This is a genomic window from Streptomyces sp. NBC_01283, assembly GCF_041435335.1.
Classification (GTDB): domain Bacteria; phylum Actinomycetota; class Actinomycetes; order Streptomycetales; family Streptomycetaceae; genus Streptomyces.
The window spans coordinates 8,276,424-8,290,147 of record NZ_CP108430.1 but is presented as its reverse complement, the minus strand read 5'-3'; the positions used below and the strand labels follow the sequence as shown (position 1 = coordinate 8,290,147).

The 13,724-nt window shown below is 70.6% G+C and carries 12 protein-coding genes; 11 read left to right on the top strand and 1 reads right to left on the bottom strand.

Going from position 1 to position 13,724, the window contains the following annotated elements; genetic code table 11:
• The first annotated feature begins 1 nt into the window (after nt 1).
• The 8 genes from OG302_RS37600 to OG302_RS37565 all read left to right on the top strand — a co-directional run bounded on the left by OG302_RS37600 (nt 2) and on the right by OG302_RS37565 (nt 8,944).
• Nucleotides 2-1,351 (top strand): NAD(P)/FAD-dependent oxidoreductase, encoded by a 1,350-nt coding sequence (locus OG302_RS37600; RefSeq protein WP_371530895.1) that lies wholly within the window; start codon nt 2-4, stop codon nt 1,349-1,351.
• A complete protein-coding gene (locus tag OG302_RS37595) occupies nt 1,348-2,193 on the top strand; it encodes an SDR family NAD(P)-dependent oxidoreductase (protein WP_371530893.1) in 846 nt (281 codons plus the stop codon). Before OG302_RS37600 ends, OG302_RS37595 begins: the two co-directional genes overlap by 4 nt.
• A gap of 13 nt (nt 2,194-2,206) precedes the next feature.
• A complete protein-coding gene (locus OG302_RS37590) occupies nt 2,207-3,223 on the top strand; it encodes an acyl-CoA desaturase (RefSeq protein ID WP_371530891.1) in 1,017 nt (338 codons plus the stop codon).
• A 43-nt stretch (nt 3,224-3,266) separates the two neighbouring features.
• A complete protein-coding gene (locus OG302_RS37585; RefSeq protein ID WP_371530889.1) occupies nt 3,267-4,892 on the top strand; it encodes an AMP-binding protein in 1,626 nt (541 codons plus the stop codon).
• A gap of 123 nt (nt 4,893-5,015) precedes the next feature.
• Nucleotides 5,016-5,231 carry a hypothetical protein gene (locus tag OG302_RS37580; protein ID WP_371530887.1) on the top strand — a complete coding sequence of 72 codons (216 nt, stop codon included), beginning with the start codon at nt 5,016-5,018 and terminating at the stop codon, nt 5,229-5,231.
• Nucleotides 5,232-5,247: 16 nt separating this feature from the next.
• Nucleotides 5,248-6,693 (top strand): sensor histidine kinase, encoded by a 1,446-nt coding sequence (locus OG302_RS37575; RefSeq protein WP_371530885.1) that lies wholly within the window; start codon nt 5,248-5,250, stop codon nt 6,691-6,693.
• Between the two features lie 12 nt (nt 6,694-6,705).
• The gene (locus OG302_RS37570; protein WP_371530883.1) at nt 6,706-7,350 is read left to right on the top strand and encodes a response regulator; all 645 of its coding nucleotides are present in this window, start codon (nt 6,706-6,708) and stop codon (nt 7,348-7,350) included.
• Nucleotides 7,351-7,519: 169 nt separating this feature from the next.
• Nucleotides 7,520-8,944 carry a PP2C family protein-serine/threonine phosphatase gene (locus tag OG302_RS37565; protein WP_371530881.1) on the top strand — a complete coding sequence of 475 codons (1,425 nt, stop codon included), beginning with the start codon at nt 7,520-7,522 and terminating at the stop codon, nt 8,942-8,944.
• 73 nt (nt 8,945-9,017) lie between these two features.
• Here OG302_RS37565 and OG302_RS37560 read toward each other — a convergent pair whose 3' ends face one another.
• Nucleotides 9,018-10,517 carry a hypothetical protein gene (locus tag OG302_RS37560; RefSeq protein ID WP_371530879.1) on the bottom strand — a complete coding sequence of 500 codons (1,500 nt, stop codon included), beginning with the start codon at nt 10,515-10,517 and terminating at the stop codon, nt 9,018-9,020.
• Between the two features lie 234 nt (nt 10,518-10,751).
• Here OG302_RS37560 and OG302_RS37555 point away from each other — a divergent pair, with 234 nt between their 5' ends.
• The 3 genes from OG302_RS37555 (at nt 10,752) to OG302_RS37545 (ending at nt 13,475) form a co-directional block, all read left to right on the top strand.
• Complete coding sequence (locus tag OG302_RS37555) at nt 10,752-11,891, top strand: aminoglycoside phosphotransferase family protein (protein ID WP_371530877.1); 1,140 nt, start codon at nt 10,752-10,754, stop codon at nt 11,889-11,891.
• 260 nt (nt 11,892-12,151) lie between these two features.
• Nucleotides 12,152-12,502, top strand: coding sequence for a helix-turn-helix domain-containing protein (locus OG302_RS37550; RefSeq protein WP_371530876.1), 351 nt, complete (start codon nt 12,152-12,154; stop codon nt 12,500-12,502).
• A 136-nt stretch (nt 12,503-12,638) separates the two neighbouring features.
• Nucleotides 12,639-13,475 (top strand): alpha/beta hydrolase, encoded by an 837-nt coding sequence (locus tag OG302_RS37545; RefSeq protein ID WP_371530875.1) that lies wholly within the window; start codon nt 12,639-12,641, stop codon nt 13,473-13,475.
• The last annotated feature ends 249 nt before the right edge of the window (nt 13,476-13,724 follow it).

The following is a 13,724-nucleotide window of genomic DNA, read 5'->3' as shown; positions in this document are numbered from 1 at the left end:
CATGGCTATGGCACACACAGGTGATTACTCAAGCCGGCGGCGGCGCGTGGCGGTGGTGGGGTCCGGCATCTCCGGCCTCACCGCGGCGCTCCGCCTCGACCTCCTCGGCTACGACGTCGAAATCGTCGAGGCGGAGCGGACCCTCGGCGGCCGCTTCGGCCTCGACAAGCTCGGCGACCGGCAGGTCATGACGGGCGGAAAGAACATCGGCCGCCGGTACCACACGTTCCGCTGGTTCACCTCGGAGCTCGGCGCGGACGCGTACGAGTCCTTCGGTTACAACGCGTCCCGCATCAAGGACGGCGAGGTCCTGACCATCGACAGCGAGCGGCGGGGCCAGACCCTGAAGAACATCCGCCGGATGGGATCGGCCCGCGACTTCGCGCGGATGGCGGCGATGGCGGCACGCATCCGCGCCGACGACCGCAACCGCTTCCTGGGCTCGCGCTACTTCAGCGGCGTGTCGGCCCGCCACGACCACGCCCCGCTCAGCTCGTTCTTCGGGCGTGAGATGACGGACATGCTGGTGCGGCCCATGGTCATCCGCAACAACGGGGCCGAGCCCGACGAGGTCTACCCCGGCACCTTCGGCACCAACCTGTCGATGCTGATGGACCATTACGACCAATTGTCCGGTGGCATCCAGCCGGTCCTGGACGCCTTCGCCAAGCGTGTCCCGGTGCGGCTCGGCGCCACGGTGGAGGGCCTGGAGGTCCGCGACGGCAAGGTCACCGGACTGCGTATATCGGAGGACGGGGCACCCGCGCGAACCAGCGACTACGACGGCGTGGTGCTGGCCACCCCGGCCTACGCGACCGCCGAGATCGTCCGCTCCGCGCGGCCCGCCCTCGCCCGGCGGCTCTCGGACGTGACCTACTTCCCCTCCACCGTGGTGCTGGTCGAGTACGACCGGCCCGTCTTCGGCCACGACGTACGCGCGCTCACCATGGACGACGGGCCGTGCAGCAACGCCGGTTCGTACGGCATGGAGGAACGGCACATCGTCCGCTACACCTACAGCGGGCGTGAGGGCCGCCTGACCGACCTCAGCCCGGAGAACATCGACCGGCTGACCGGTGAGACCGAGGAACGCCTGGTGAAGTACCTGGGGGCGCCGCGCGCCGAGCGCGTCAACCTCCTGGTCAAGCACTGGAAGGCGGCATACAGCGGCTACCTTCCGCACCACGCCGACTTCCTCGCCGAGGTGCGGGAGAGCGTCGCGGGCGTAGCAGGACTGGAACTGGCGGGCGACTACATCCAGGGCGTCTCCATCGAGGCGTGCGCCCGGACGGGCCGTGCCGCTGCCGGCAGGATCGCCACGCACCTCATCTCGCCGTCGGCGGCGGCGTGAGCGGCCCGGCCGACTGGGCGGTGGTCACCGGAGCCTCGTCCGGCATCGGCGAGCACCTCGCCCGGGGCCTGGCAGCCCGCGGGTACGGGCTGTGGCTCGTCGCCCGTTCCACCCACGCCCTCGAACTGCTCGCCAAGGAACTGCGCGACCGTCACGACGTACCGGTGCACGTGCGCACCTGCGATCTCGCGGACTCCGTCGCCCGGCAGGAGCTCGAACAGGAGCTGGCCGGGCAGCCGGTCTCCGTGCTCTGCGCCAACGCGGGCTTTCCCACCTGCGGGCCGTTCAGCGAGAACGACCCCGCCCAGGAGAGTGCCGAGGTCCAGGTCAACGTCGTCTCGCTGCACGCTCTGACGCAGGCGGTGCTGCCGGGCATGCTGGAGCGGCAGAACGGCGGGATCCTGGTCACCGGCTCGACCGCGGGCTGCCAGCCCGTGCCGACGGCGGCCACCTACTCGGCCAGCAAGGCGTTCGCGAACACCTTCGCCGAGTCGCTGCACGTCGAACTGCGCGGCACCGGAGTGAGCTGCACCCTGCTCGCCCCCGGGCCCGTGCGCACCAACTTCTACGCCGTGGGCGGCATGTCACGGCTCCAGGACCGCGCGTTCCTCGCCTGGCTGACGCCCGAGCGGGTCGCCGAGGCGGGCCTGCGCGGCCTGGCGCAGGGGCGCCGTGTGGTGGTCCCCGGGCCCGTCGCCAAGGCCCAGTACCTCGCAGGGCGCCACACGCCGCGTCCCCTGCTCTTTCCCGTGCTGCGGGCGGCCGTGCTGCCCGTCTTCCGCAGCGCGCGGACCAGCTCTCGTCCCCACCCGTCAGTCGGCAGTCCCACCTTCCGCAAGTGAGAGGCACAGGTACATGGACGGCAGAAAGCACCGTTGGTTCATACTCGGGGCGTCGTTGATACCGCTGGTCGCGGTGTTCGGCGCCATGACCCTGCTGTGGAACGAGATCTTCGGCTGGTCGGACGTGGTGGTCCTGGTCATCATGTACGCGGTGTCCGGCTTCGGTATCTCGGCCGGCTACCACCGGATGCTCACCCACCGCTCGTTCGAGACGTACAAGCCCATCCGCGTCGCCCTTGCCACGGCCGGTGTGATGGCCGGTCAGGGTCCGCCGCTGATCTGGGCGGCCCACCACCGCAAGCACCACCGCGTCGCCGACAAGGCAGGCGACCCGCACAGCCCCCACCTGGACTTCGAGCCGGGCTTCAAGGGGACGATGGCCGGTCTCTGGCACGCCCACCTGGGGTGGCTGTTCGACGTCAGCCTCACCTCCGACCCGATGCGCTACTGCCCGGACCTGGTCCGCGAGAAGCCGCTGCGCTGGCTCAGCGAGAACCTCCTCCTCGTCACTGCCTCCAGCGTCGTGCTGCCCGGTCTCATCGCCTACGCCATCACCGGCGGCGACTGGCAGGCCGGCCTGACCGGCATGCTCTGGGGCGGCCTGGTCCGCATCTTCCTGATCAACCACATGACCTACGCGGTCAACTCCGTCGGCCACGTCTTCGGCCGCCGCCGCTTCGAGACCACCGACCAGTCGCGGAACGTCGCCTGGCTCTCGATCCCCTCCTTCGGCGAGGCCTGGCACAACAACCACCACGCGTTCCCGCGCTCCGCACGGCACGGCATGAAGTGGTACGAGATCGACCTCTCCGCGATCCTCATCTGGAGCCTGGAGAAGACCCACCTCGCCTGGAAGGTCGTGCGCATCGACCCCGAGCGCATGGAGATGCGCGAAGCGGGCGTCAGTCGCGTCAACGCGGGCTCGGTGGACAAGAAGGAGCTCCTGGAGACCCAGCAGAACATCGCGCCCATGGCGGAACGCCGCCGCGAGACCCGTGAGGCCGACGCCTCGCTCGTGGACGTGGAATAGCGCGGACGTCGGCCGAGCGGACGAACAGACGGGGATCACATACATGGAGTTCTTCAACGCCCTGACCAACGGGGCTTCGCACGGCGTGCTGCACGAGTGGACGGGCGAGGAGTTCGAGCACACCCCCTGGCGCGACGTCGTCAGGGACGCCCACGGAATGGCCGCCGAGCTCCGCGCCCTCGGCGTCGGGCCGGGGACCCGGGTCGCCGCCATCCTCACCAACACGCCCGACACGGTGCGCGGTCTGCTGGCCGTCTGGCTGGCCGGCGGCGCGGTGGCATCGCTGCCCCTGCCGACCCGCGGCCAGAGCCATGAGGCTTACGGCGAGCAGCTGGTGGCGCTCTCGGCGCGACTCGACCCGACGCTGCTCCTGGTCGACGACTGGCTGACCGCCATGGTTCCCACGGAGCTCAGCAAGGAGCTTCCGGCCCACGGCTGGTCGACGCTGCGTGGCGGGGGACGCATCGAACCGAGCCCGCCGGGCCGGGACGACGTGGCCTTCATCCAGTACTCGTCCGGATCCACCAGCACGCCCAAGGGCTGTGCGCTGACCACCCGCGCCATCGAACAGCAGTTGCAGATCATCCTGCATCTGACCGGCGGTCGCCCCGGCGCCGACACCGTCGCCTCCTGGCTGCCCCTCTCCCACGACATGGGCATGTTCGGCTGCCTGCTGTACTCGTGGGCGTACGACTTCGACTTCGTGCTGTCGTCGCCGGAGCGGTTCGGGATGGCCCCGCGCACGTGGTTCCGGGACATGTCGGAGTACGGGGCGACGATGACGGCGGGCACGAGCACCGCCGTGTACCTCTCGGCCCGTGCGCAGGGCCGAGGGAGCCTGCCCAAGGAACTGAAGCTGCGGGCGGCCGTGATCGGGGCGGAGCGCGTCGACTGGGACACGCTGGCGGCGGCGACGGAGAAGTTCCGGCCGTTCGGTCTGTCCGACACCGCGTTCCAGCCCGCCTACGGAATGGCCGAGGCGACACTCGCGGTGTCCGGCAAGCCGTGGGCCCAGGTGCCCAAGGCACTCGCCTTCGACGGTCCTGCGCTCGTCGAGGGCTCGGTGATCGAGGTGGCACCCGACCATCCGAAGGCGGCCCGCCTCGTCTCCAACGGCCTGACGCTTCCCGGTGTTTCGGTCCGGGCGGGGGGCGGCGGCGGAATCTCGGAGATCCTGGTGTCGTCACCGAGCCTGGCCAAGGGCTACTACGCGGACCCCGACCGCACGGCCGACCGCTTCCAGGAGGGCTGGCTGCGCACCGGCGACCTCGGCTTCGTGCGCGACGACGAGTTGTACGTCCTCGGCCGGGCCGACGACATGCTCTCGGTGGGCGGCCGGAAGATCTACGCCTCCGAGATCGAGTCGGCGGTCGACTCCTTGAAGAACGTCCGCAAGGGCTGCGCGGCCGTCGTCGACGCGGGCGCCTCGGGCATGTCCCGGCTCGTGCTGATGGTGGAACCCCAGGGCAACCCGAAGGACTTCCGCCCGATCGCCGAGGAGGCCGCCTCGCTGGCCCTGGAGAAGGCCGGCGTCGCGCTCGCGGAGTGCCTGTTCCTGGCGCGCGGCGTGCTCCCGAAGACCCCCAGCGGAAAGATCCAGCGCTTCCGCTGCCGCGCACTGCTGGACGAGGGGCGCCTCGAGCCCGTGGCGCGGGTGACGTTCGCCTGACCGCTCCGTCTGGCCTGGGGGAAAACCCCCAGGCCAGACGGAGGAAAACCGCGTTCCGGCGGGTCCTCGCCGAGGCCTAACGTGAGGGTGTCCGGCCCCACCAGGTCTGCAGCAGGAGTTGTGATGATCGAGGCTCAAGGTCTCACCAAGCGGTATGGACCCACCGTCGCCGTCGCCGCGCTGACCCCGCGCGAAGTAGGGGCACTGCTCGAGGCCCGTACGTTCCATCCGGGACGCACCGAGGCCTCCCCTCTGGCGGCGTTGGCCGCCGCGGGCGGCGTCGCGCGCTCCCTGGTCGCCGGTCGCGGGTGGCGCACGCTGGCCCGCCGTGATGGCTGACAGGACACTGGTCTCCATGCACGTCACACGCCCGCGGGTCACCGCCGCCGCTGCCGGCGCCACCACCTCAGGTGCGCCGGAGCACCCCGGGACGCCGCCCGCCGCACCAGGGGCGCGCGCCCTCGCACGCGCTGTGGGGCGCGCCCCCCTCACCCGGCGGGCGTGGGGCGAGGCCGCGTACTGCCTGATCGGGTTCCCGCTGGGGCTCGCGGGCGGGGTGCTTCTCGCGGTGGCGCTGGCGCTGGGCGCGGGGTTCACCGTGTCGGTGGTCTTTGCCGTGCTCGGCGCGCTCCTGTTCATCACTGGGCTTCAGCTGGCCAGGGCGCTGGGCGGCGTCCATCGTCGCCTCGCGGCAGTGTTCCTGGGGGATCGGACGACCGCGCCGCCGCCGCTGCGTCCGGAGGGGCGGTTGGTCAGCCGCCTCGACGCCCGGCTGTGGGACGGGACCGGCTGGCGGTCGGCGGCCTATGTGCTGGCGAAGCTGCCGGTCGGCTGTCTGGGGGCGTATGCCGTCCTGTGGTGGCTCACGGGGCTCATCGACCTCACGGCTCCGCTGCGGTGGGCGGCGTTCGGGCAGCAGCCCGAGCCCGGGTCCCCGGAAGGCATGCCGGTGCTCACGCCGGTTCCCTTCGGTGGCCTGGACGCGGACACCTTCGCCGGTACGTTCCTCGCGGTGGCCATCGGTGTGGCCACCCTGCTGGGTGCGCCCTGGGTGACGCGCCTGGTGACCGACGCCGATCGGTGGCTCATCGGCGCCCTGCTCGGCCCGGGTCAACTGGCCGATCGCGTGCGCGACTTGGAGGAGACGCGAGCCCTGGCCGTCGACGACTCGGTGGCGCTGCTCCGCCGCATCGAGCGCGATCTGCACGACGGGGCGCAGGTCCGTCTCGTCGCGGTGGCGATGAGCCTCGACATGATCAGGCAGCGGCTCAACGCGAGCGAGAGCGGGAGCACCGGCGACGGTGGCGGGCCGAGTGGCGGAGCACTGGATGTCGCTCGTCTGCGTCAACTCGTCGACGGAGCGCACCACAACGCCACCGAGGCTCTCACCGAACTGCGCGATCTGGCCCGCGGCCTGCATCCCCCGGTCCTCGACGACGGTCTGCCGGACGCCCTCGCCACGCTCACCGCGCGCAGCAGCATCCCCGTCGACCTGGTGACGGACATACCCGAACGCCCGACCCCGGCCATCGAGACCATCGCGTATTTCTGTGCCGCCGAGCTGCTCGCGAACGTCATCAAGCACAGCGGGGCCCGGCGGGCCTCGATCACGGTGGCCCAGCTGGACGGGCGGCTGCTCCTCCAGGTCGGTGACGACGGGCATGGAGGCGCGGACACCGGTGCGGGGAGCGGCCTGACGGGACTCGTGCAACGCGTACGTACGGTCGATGGGCGGATGGATGTCAGAAGTCCCGAAGGAGGGCCGACGGCGGTCACCGTCGAGCTGCCGCTGCACGCGTGAGAGCATGCCGCCATGCGTGTCGTGATCGCTGAGGATGCCGCGGTGCTGCGGGAGTTGTTGGGCCAGATGCTCGTGGAGCGGGGGCACGAGATCTGTGCGTCCGTGAGCGACGCGGACGCGCTGCGGGCCGCCGTCGCCGAGCACCGTCCGGACGTCACGGTGACCGACATCCGGATGCCGCCGACACACACGGACGAAGGGCTCCGCGCGGCCATCGACATCCGCCGCGACCACCCTGGCACGGGAGTGCTGCTCTTCTCCCAGTACGTGGAGACGAAGTACGCCACGCGGCTGCTCGCCGCGGGTTCGGCGGGCGTCGGTTATCTGCTCAAGGACCGCGTCGCGAACATCGCGGAGTTCACCGACGCCCTGGAGCGGGTGGCCGCGGGCGGCACCGCACTGGACCCCGAGGTCGTCACACAGCTGGCCGGGGCCGGTCGCCGCGCGGAGGAGCTCGCACCCCTCACCGACCGGGAGCGCGAGGTCCTCTCGCTGATGGCCGAGGGCCGGTCCAACGCGGCGATCGCACAGAGCCTCGTCGTGTCGGCGGGCACCGTCGAGAAGCACGTGGCCGCCGTCTTCGACAAGCTCGGACTGCCCGCGTCACATGACCACAACCGCCGCGTTCTGGCTGTTATTCGGTACTTGCGCGGGTGATCGGGACCGAGCCGTCGGAACATATCGTTCCGAAGGACATAGACATATGCCAGAAGCACCCACGCGTCGTGTGTTGCCAAATCCCTTACGAGCCACCCCCCGCTGTGCGAAAGTCATTAGCGGTCCTTCCCGCCCGTTTGGTCGCACCGCATCCTCAACGGAGCACCTCATGCCGTCCCATGTCTTCGCGGACCGCCCTTCCGCCCAGCCGCCCGAGCGCGGCTCGGTCGAAGCGCTGATCACGCAGACGCGCCGGCTCCGCGGCGAGGTCGACGCGGTGCGCCGTGATGCCGAGCCCGACCAGAGTGACCCCCAGGGGCGCTGGCAGCGCGCCCTCTGCGACCTGGCGGTCCATCAGCTCAACGACCTGGACGAACACCTCGCGCAGTTACGGGACGGACCCGTGCCGTCGGCCGTCGAGCCCACCGCTCCGGCCGTGCCCCCGCCGCTCGAACCGCAGCGCGGCTCGCTGCTCAGCCGGGTGGGCAGCGCGGAGTGGAACCTCCTGAACGACGAGGCGAGCTGGTCGGGCGAGCTGTATCAGATCCTCGGGCGGGACCCGGACGCTCCCCCGCTCTCCCTCGACGAACTGCCCTCCCTGGTGCACGTCGACGACCAGCCGATGCTGACGGCCATGGTCACGGACTGCCTGGTCGACGGAAAGCCGATCGACGGCGAGTTCCGCATCGTGCGCCCCGACGAGGGCGTGCGACAGGTGCACATGATGGGCGAGCCCGTGCTCGCCGCTGACGGCAGCACCGCCTCGATGTGGGCGGTTCTGCGGGACGTCAGCGAGCTGCGCCGCAGCCAGCGGGCGGTGCGCGAGACCCGTGACTCGCTGCAGCGCCAGCGGCACATCGCGCAGACGGAGCACCGGCTCGCGGTCGAACTGCAGGAGGCTGTGCTGCCGCCGTGGCGCGGCTCCCTGCGGTTCCCGCACGGCGGACCCGCGGCGCTCGACCTCGCCGCGCACTACCTCCCTTCCTCGACGAGCTCACTGATCGGCGGCGACTGGTACGACGCGATGGAGCTGCCCGACGGGCAGTTCCTCCTCAGCGTCGGCGACCTCACGGGACATGGCGTCACCGTCACGTCGGGCATGGCGATGCTGCTCGGCGCCGTCCGCGGCATGGCGGTCGCCGGAGTGCGCCCCGCCCAACTGATGGGCTGGCTCAACCAGTTACTGGACAACACCGCACAACCGGCCCTCGGCAGCGCGGTCTGCTGCCAGTACACCCCCGCCACCCGCACCCTCAGCTGGGCGCAGGCGGGGCACCCCGTCCCACTGCTGTTCCGCGCAGGGACAGGGCGCGCGCTGACGCCACCGGCTGGAGTGATCCTCGGGGCGACCTCCGGAGCCACGTACGGACAGGCCGAAGAGCACCTCGAACCCGGTGACCTGCTGTTGCTGCACACCGATGGACTGGTCCCCCGGCGTACCAGGGACGCGGCCACGAGCCGGCTGCTCGCGCTCGCGCCGCGCTTCACGGACACGCGGGGTGCGCAGGACTGCGTGCGGACGGTCATCGAGGAGTTCGGCGTGGCCCCGCGTGAGGACGACGCCTGCCTGTTGATCGCGCGGATCAACTCCTGAGATCAACTCCTGAAGCGGATCAGCTCCTGAATCCGATGAATCCGACTGACCCGTGCCCCCGCTCTGCCGGTCCCTATGCCCGGGCCCGGCTGCCACCTCCGGTCTTGGCCGCCGCCTTGGGCAGGGCCAGCTTGATCTCCTCACGCAGGTCCTGGATCTTCGGGTAGCCCGAGTACTGAGCGGTCAGGCGGTACATCTCGCGCAGCCGGTCCCAGGTGCGGTGCGATGAGTTCGATCCCATCGACACCAGCGCCAGCCGTGCGTACCGGTCGGCCTGTTCGGGGTCGTCGGCGATGAAGCAGGCCGATGCCAGCGAGATGTAATCGAAGATCTGCGAGCGGTCGCGGCCCTTGGACCGCAGGTCGATCGCCTCCCTGGCATGGCGCTGGGCGGTGTTGGCGGCGGACGCGTCGTGATCGGCGAGGGTGCGGAAGGCCAGGGCCTGCATGCCGTGCATGTCCGCCTCGTCGAACATCTGCATCCAGCTCGGCGGGGGCACGTCCCCCTTGTCGGACACGAACAGATCCTCCGCGATGCCGAGGGTGCGGCGCATCGCCTGCCCCTTGCCCATAGACGCCTGTGCCCAGGCCTCGATGGTGTAGAGCATGGCCTGCGTGCGCGGCAGCATCTCCTCGCCCGAGCCCGACTGGGCGAGCTTCATCAGGTCCAGGGCGTCGTCGGGACGCCCGAGATGCACCATCTGCCGCGCGGCCCGGGACAGGGCCTCGCCGGCGCGCGGCCGGTCGCCGCCCTCGCGGGCCGCGTGCGCGGCGATCACGAAGTACTTCTGTGCCGTGGGCTCCAGGCCGACGTCGTGCGACATCCAGCCCGCGAGAACGGCGAGATTGGCAGCGACGCCCCAGAGGCGGCGCTGGAGATGGTCGGGGTGTCGGTAGGCGAGCATGCCGCCCACTTCGTTGAGCTGGCCCACCACAGCCTTGCGCTGCAGCCCGCCGCCGCGGGCCGCGTCCCAGGCCCGGAACACCTCGACAGAGGTCTCCAGTTCCTCGATCTCCTGCGACCCGATGGGGGCGGCCTCATAGCGGTCGAACCCAGCGGGGTCGGCGTGCAGGGGATGGTTGGTTCGGGGAGCGTCGGCAGCGAGGGCCGGATCGGTGTGCAGCCAGTCGTGCATGGCGCTGCTGAGTGCGGAGCCGGCGGCGAGCGCGGCACCCGCGCCCACCAAGCCGCGTCGGTTGAGCATGAGGTCCATTCCCGTGAATTCGGTGAGGACCGCGGCTGTCCGTTCGGGCGCCCACGGCACGCCGTCGGGGTGCTCCACACTCCCGTCGGCCCGCCGTTTCCCCACGCGCCCGTGCCGGACCAGACCAAGATCCTCAATGGTCACGACACGGCCGAGACGCTCGGTGAACAGAGCCGCCAATACCCGGGGAACGGGATCGCGGGGGATTTCCCCCATGTCGATCCAACGCCGTACCCGCGAGGTGTCGGTGGCCAGTTGCGGATGGCCCATGGCCGCCGCCTGCCGGTTCACCAGTCTCGCGAGCTCCCCCTTGGACCAGCCTGTCAGGCCGAAAAGGTCCGACAGTCGGGTGTTGGGTTGTCCGTTCACGTCAAGCCCCCAGGTTCTCGGCTGAGTTGACAGTAACCCTCTGTCAGTTGCTGGGCGACTATTCGCCAGGGTTCGCCAGGGTGCGCCACATGGTGTGCCAGGGGACGCCGGGTGTCAGGTAGGAATGCGCCACCCCGACCCGGCTCGCCGGGGGACATTCCCCAGGGTGCTCCCCGCGGGGCCGGGGCGGGAGGCGCAGCAATTCGCAGGCACACGAAGGGATCTGTATCGCCCATGTACACAGCATCGTCCTCCGTGTCCGCCCCGCCCCGGCCACTGCACAGCCGCCAGCCCGGCAGCGGCCCGTATCTGGAGCCCGCGCGCCCCGCGGCCGGGTCGCTCGGCGCCGGCCGAACGCGACGCGTTCCGGGGCCCGGCACGCAACCGCTCAGCGGGAGACTCGACTTGTCAGGCCCCCAGGGGGCGCAACTGCGCACCGCGATCGCCTCGGTGCACCGCATCTGTCCGGAGTTCAATCCGGTACAGGTGCTCCGCCGCAGCGGACGCACCGTACTGCTGGTGGGAACGACAGGGCGCAGCACCGCGATCGCCAAATGTTTACTGGACCACTCGCCCGTGTGGGCCGAGCGGATCCGGCACGAGATAGCGGCATACCGCTCGTTCGTACGGCACCGCCCTCCGGTCCGGGCCCCGCGGCTCATCGCCGCGGACCCCGAGGACTGCACGCTGGTGATCGAGCGGATGCAGGGACGCGTCGCCGCGCTGTCCCGCCACCCCGTGGAGCCGCCGCCGCGAGCGGACGTGCGACTGGCGCTCAACGCCATCCGCCACCTCAACCGGTGGCGTCCACCGCAGGAACTGTTCGGCAGGCCCATGGACTACGGCAAGCGGATCAACCGCTTCCATGAGCTGGGGCTACTCACCGACCGCGACATGGGCGACCTGCAGAAGCTGCTGCACGGCATCGCGCACTCGGCCGGGCAGCACGGCACGTGGCAGTTCTGCCACGGTGACGCCCTGCTGTCGAACATCCTGCTGTCCCCCGCGGGCCCGGTGTTCGTGGACTGGGAGCACGCCGGCTGGTATCTCCCCGGCTACGACCTGGCGACGCTGTGGTCGGTGCTCGGTGACGCACCGGTCGCGCGGCGCGAGATCAGTCAGCTGGCGCAGGAGCAGGGGCCGGCCGCGCGTGACGCGTTCCTGGTGAACCTGATGCTGGTGCTGACCCGCGAGATCCGTACGTACGAGATGGCCGTGCAGCGGTCGATGCACGATGCGGCACCGGCGGCACCGGGACCGGCCCACTCGGGCGCCGCGCCGTCCGGTGAGGAACAGCGGCTGCTGCTGAGGCGGCTGCACGACGACTGCCAGCTGGCCCGCAGGGCCGTGCGAGCGGCGGTCGGCACCCGCTGACGGGGGACGAGGTCCGCAGTGCGTCTTGGACAGCGGCGCACTGCGGCCTTGTCTATGCCCCCGGCTACTTCCGGGTGACTATGACGTGGTGAACTGCACCGCGTCTACGTCATAGGAGTACAGAGCAATGCGATGAGGCAGCTTTGGTCTGTCGCGGTCCCAAGCAGCCTCCTGCACATGGGAGTTGAATGGTGCCTTAGGTTGATCACCGAACAGCATCAGCCTTGTGAGCAGCCAAACTCGTCCCTTGCATTGCTGCCATGTCTGGAGCGCCGGATCACCCCGTTTCCGTACCGGCCTCACCCGGCGAAGTCCTTGCCCTGCTCCGTACGGGAGCGGCGGAGACCCGCGCCGACATCGCCCGTGTGACGGGGCTTGCGCGCTCGACGGAGTCGCAGCGAGTGGACGCGCTCATCGCGCACGGCTTCCTCACCGAGGAGCCGGACGGCGGCTCGACGGACGGGCGACCCCCACGGCGCCTTCGCCTGCGCACCCGCGAACACTCGGTCGCAGGAGTCGACCTGGGCGCCTCGCACTGCTGGGTCGCCCTGCTGGAACACGCACTGTCGCCGCGCCAGGTGGACCGGGTTCTGGCGGGCGCGGTCCGCTGAAGCACCGCCGGCCCCTCGGCACGCACGCCCCCCGCCCGCACCCCCGGTCCACGGAGACCGGACAAGCACCGTGCAACACCGGCCATAGCGCGAACTGCCCTGTACCGCAGGGCACTTGCGACCGTAACTTCAGGCTATGTCCCTCAATGACACACAGCAGATCGACCGCGCCAACGCCGCCCCCGAGCGCGTTCCGGTCGTGTTCGTGCACGGTCTGTGGATGCTGCCCAGCAGCTGGGACCTCTGGATGGACCACTTCGAGGCCGCCGGGTACGTGCCCGTCGCCCTGTCCTGGCCCGACGACGCGGACACGGTCACCGAGGCCAGGCAGCGCCCTGACGCCCTCGCGGGCAAGACCGTCGGGCGGATCGCCGATCACCTGGCGGGGCTGATCGACGGGCTGGAGCGCAAACCGGCCATCGTCGGGCATTCCGTCGGGGGGCTGCTCACGCAGATCCTCGCCGGGCGCGGTCTTTCCGCCGTCTCGGTGGCGATCGACCCCGTGCCGTTCCGCGGCATTCTGGCGGTGCCGGTGTCGACCGTACGCACGCTGCGCCCGGTGATCTCCAACCCGGCCAACCGGAAGCGCGCGCTGCCGCTGACCTTCGCGCAGTTCCGCTATGCCTACGCCAATGCCGTCAGCGAGCGAGAGGCCAGGGAACTCTACGAGAAGTACGCCGTTCCGGCCCCCTGCGCACCCCTCTTCCAGGCGGCCACAGCCAACCTCAACCCCCGGTCGGAGATGAACGTCGACTGCCGCAATCCCCGGCGCGGCCCCCTGCTGATCATCTCCGGCGAGAAGGACAACGCCGTGCCCTGGGTGCTCGCCAACGGCGCGTACAAGAAGCAGCGGGAGAACTCCGGCGTCACCGAGATCACGGAAATGGCGGGCCGGGATCACGCCCTGACGATCGACAGCCGCTGGCAGGAGGTGGCCGACACGGCCCTGGCCTTCGTGCACCGGTTCGTCTGAGCACCGCTCGCACCACCGCGCCCATCCCCCGAACAGGTGGACCGGACCTCTGACGGCCGGAGTGGTCCGCCCACCGGCCCGCGGCGGTGGCCGCGGTGTTCGTGCTGCTCATTGGTCCAATCCACTGACGCACCGCAGGCCGTGCGGCCTCCTGCGGCGAAACCCGCCGGGACCGGTGCTGACATGGGAAATCCCGTCCCCTGGGCATGATTGACGGATCGTCGGAGAGCCGGTACCACTGACGCACGC

Bases quoted from the DNA above. Each gene is read 5' to 3' on its own strand.
- OG302_RS37575 (WP_371530885.1), top strand. From the start codon at position 5,248: ATGCACGTCACACGCCCGCGGGTCACCGCCGCCGCTGCCGGCGCCACC.
- OG302_RS37565 (WP_371530881.1), top strand. From the start codon at position 7,520: ATGCCGTCCCATGTCTTCGCGGACCGCCCTTCCGCCCAGCCGCCCGAG.
- OG302_RS37585 (WP_371530889.1), top strand. From the start codon at position 3,267: ATGGAGTTCTTCAACGCCCTGACCAACGGGGCTTCGCACGGCGTGCTG.
- OG302_RS37555 (WP_371530877.1), top strand. From the start codon at position 10,752: ATGTACACAGCATCGTCCTCCGTGTCCGCCCCGCCCCGGCCACTGCAC.
- OG302_RS37570 (WP_371530883.1), top strand. From the start codon at position 6,706: ATGCGTGTCGTGATCGCTGAGGATGCCGCGGTGCTGCGGGAGTTGTTG.
- OG302_RS37580 (WP_371530887.1), top strand. From the start codon at position 5,016: ATGATCGAGGCTCAAGGTCTCACCAAGCGGTATGGACCCACCGTCGCC.
- OG302_RS37590 (WP_371530891.1), top strand. From the start codon at position 2,207: ATGGACGGCAGAAAGCACCGTTGGTTCATACTCGGGGCGTCGTTGATA.
- OG302_RS37600 (WP_371530895.1), top strand. From the start codon at position 2: ATGGCTATGGCACACACAGGTGATTACTCAAGCCGGCGGCGGCGCGTG.
- OG302_RS37550 (WP_371530876.1), top strand. From the start codon at position 12,152: ATGTCTGGAGCGCCGGATCACCCCGTTTCCGTACCGGCCTCACCCGGC.
- OG302_RS37545 (WP_371530875.1), top strand. From the start codon at position 12,639: ATGTCCCTCAATGACACACAGCAGATCGACCGCGCCAACGCCGCCCCC.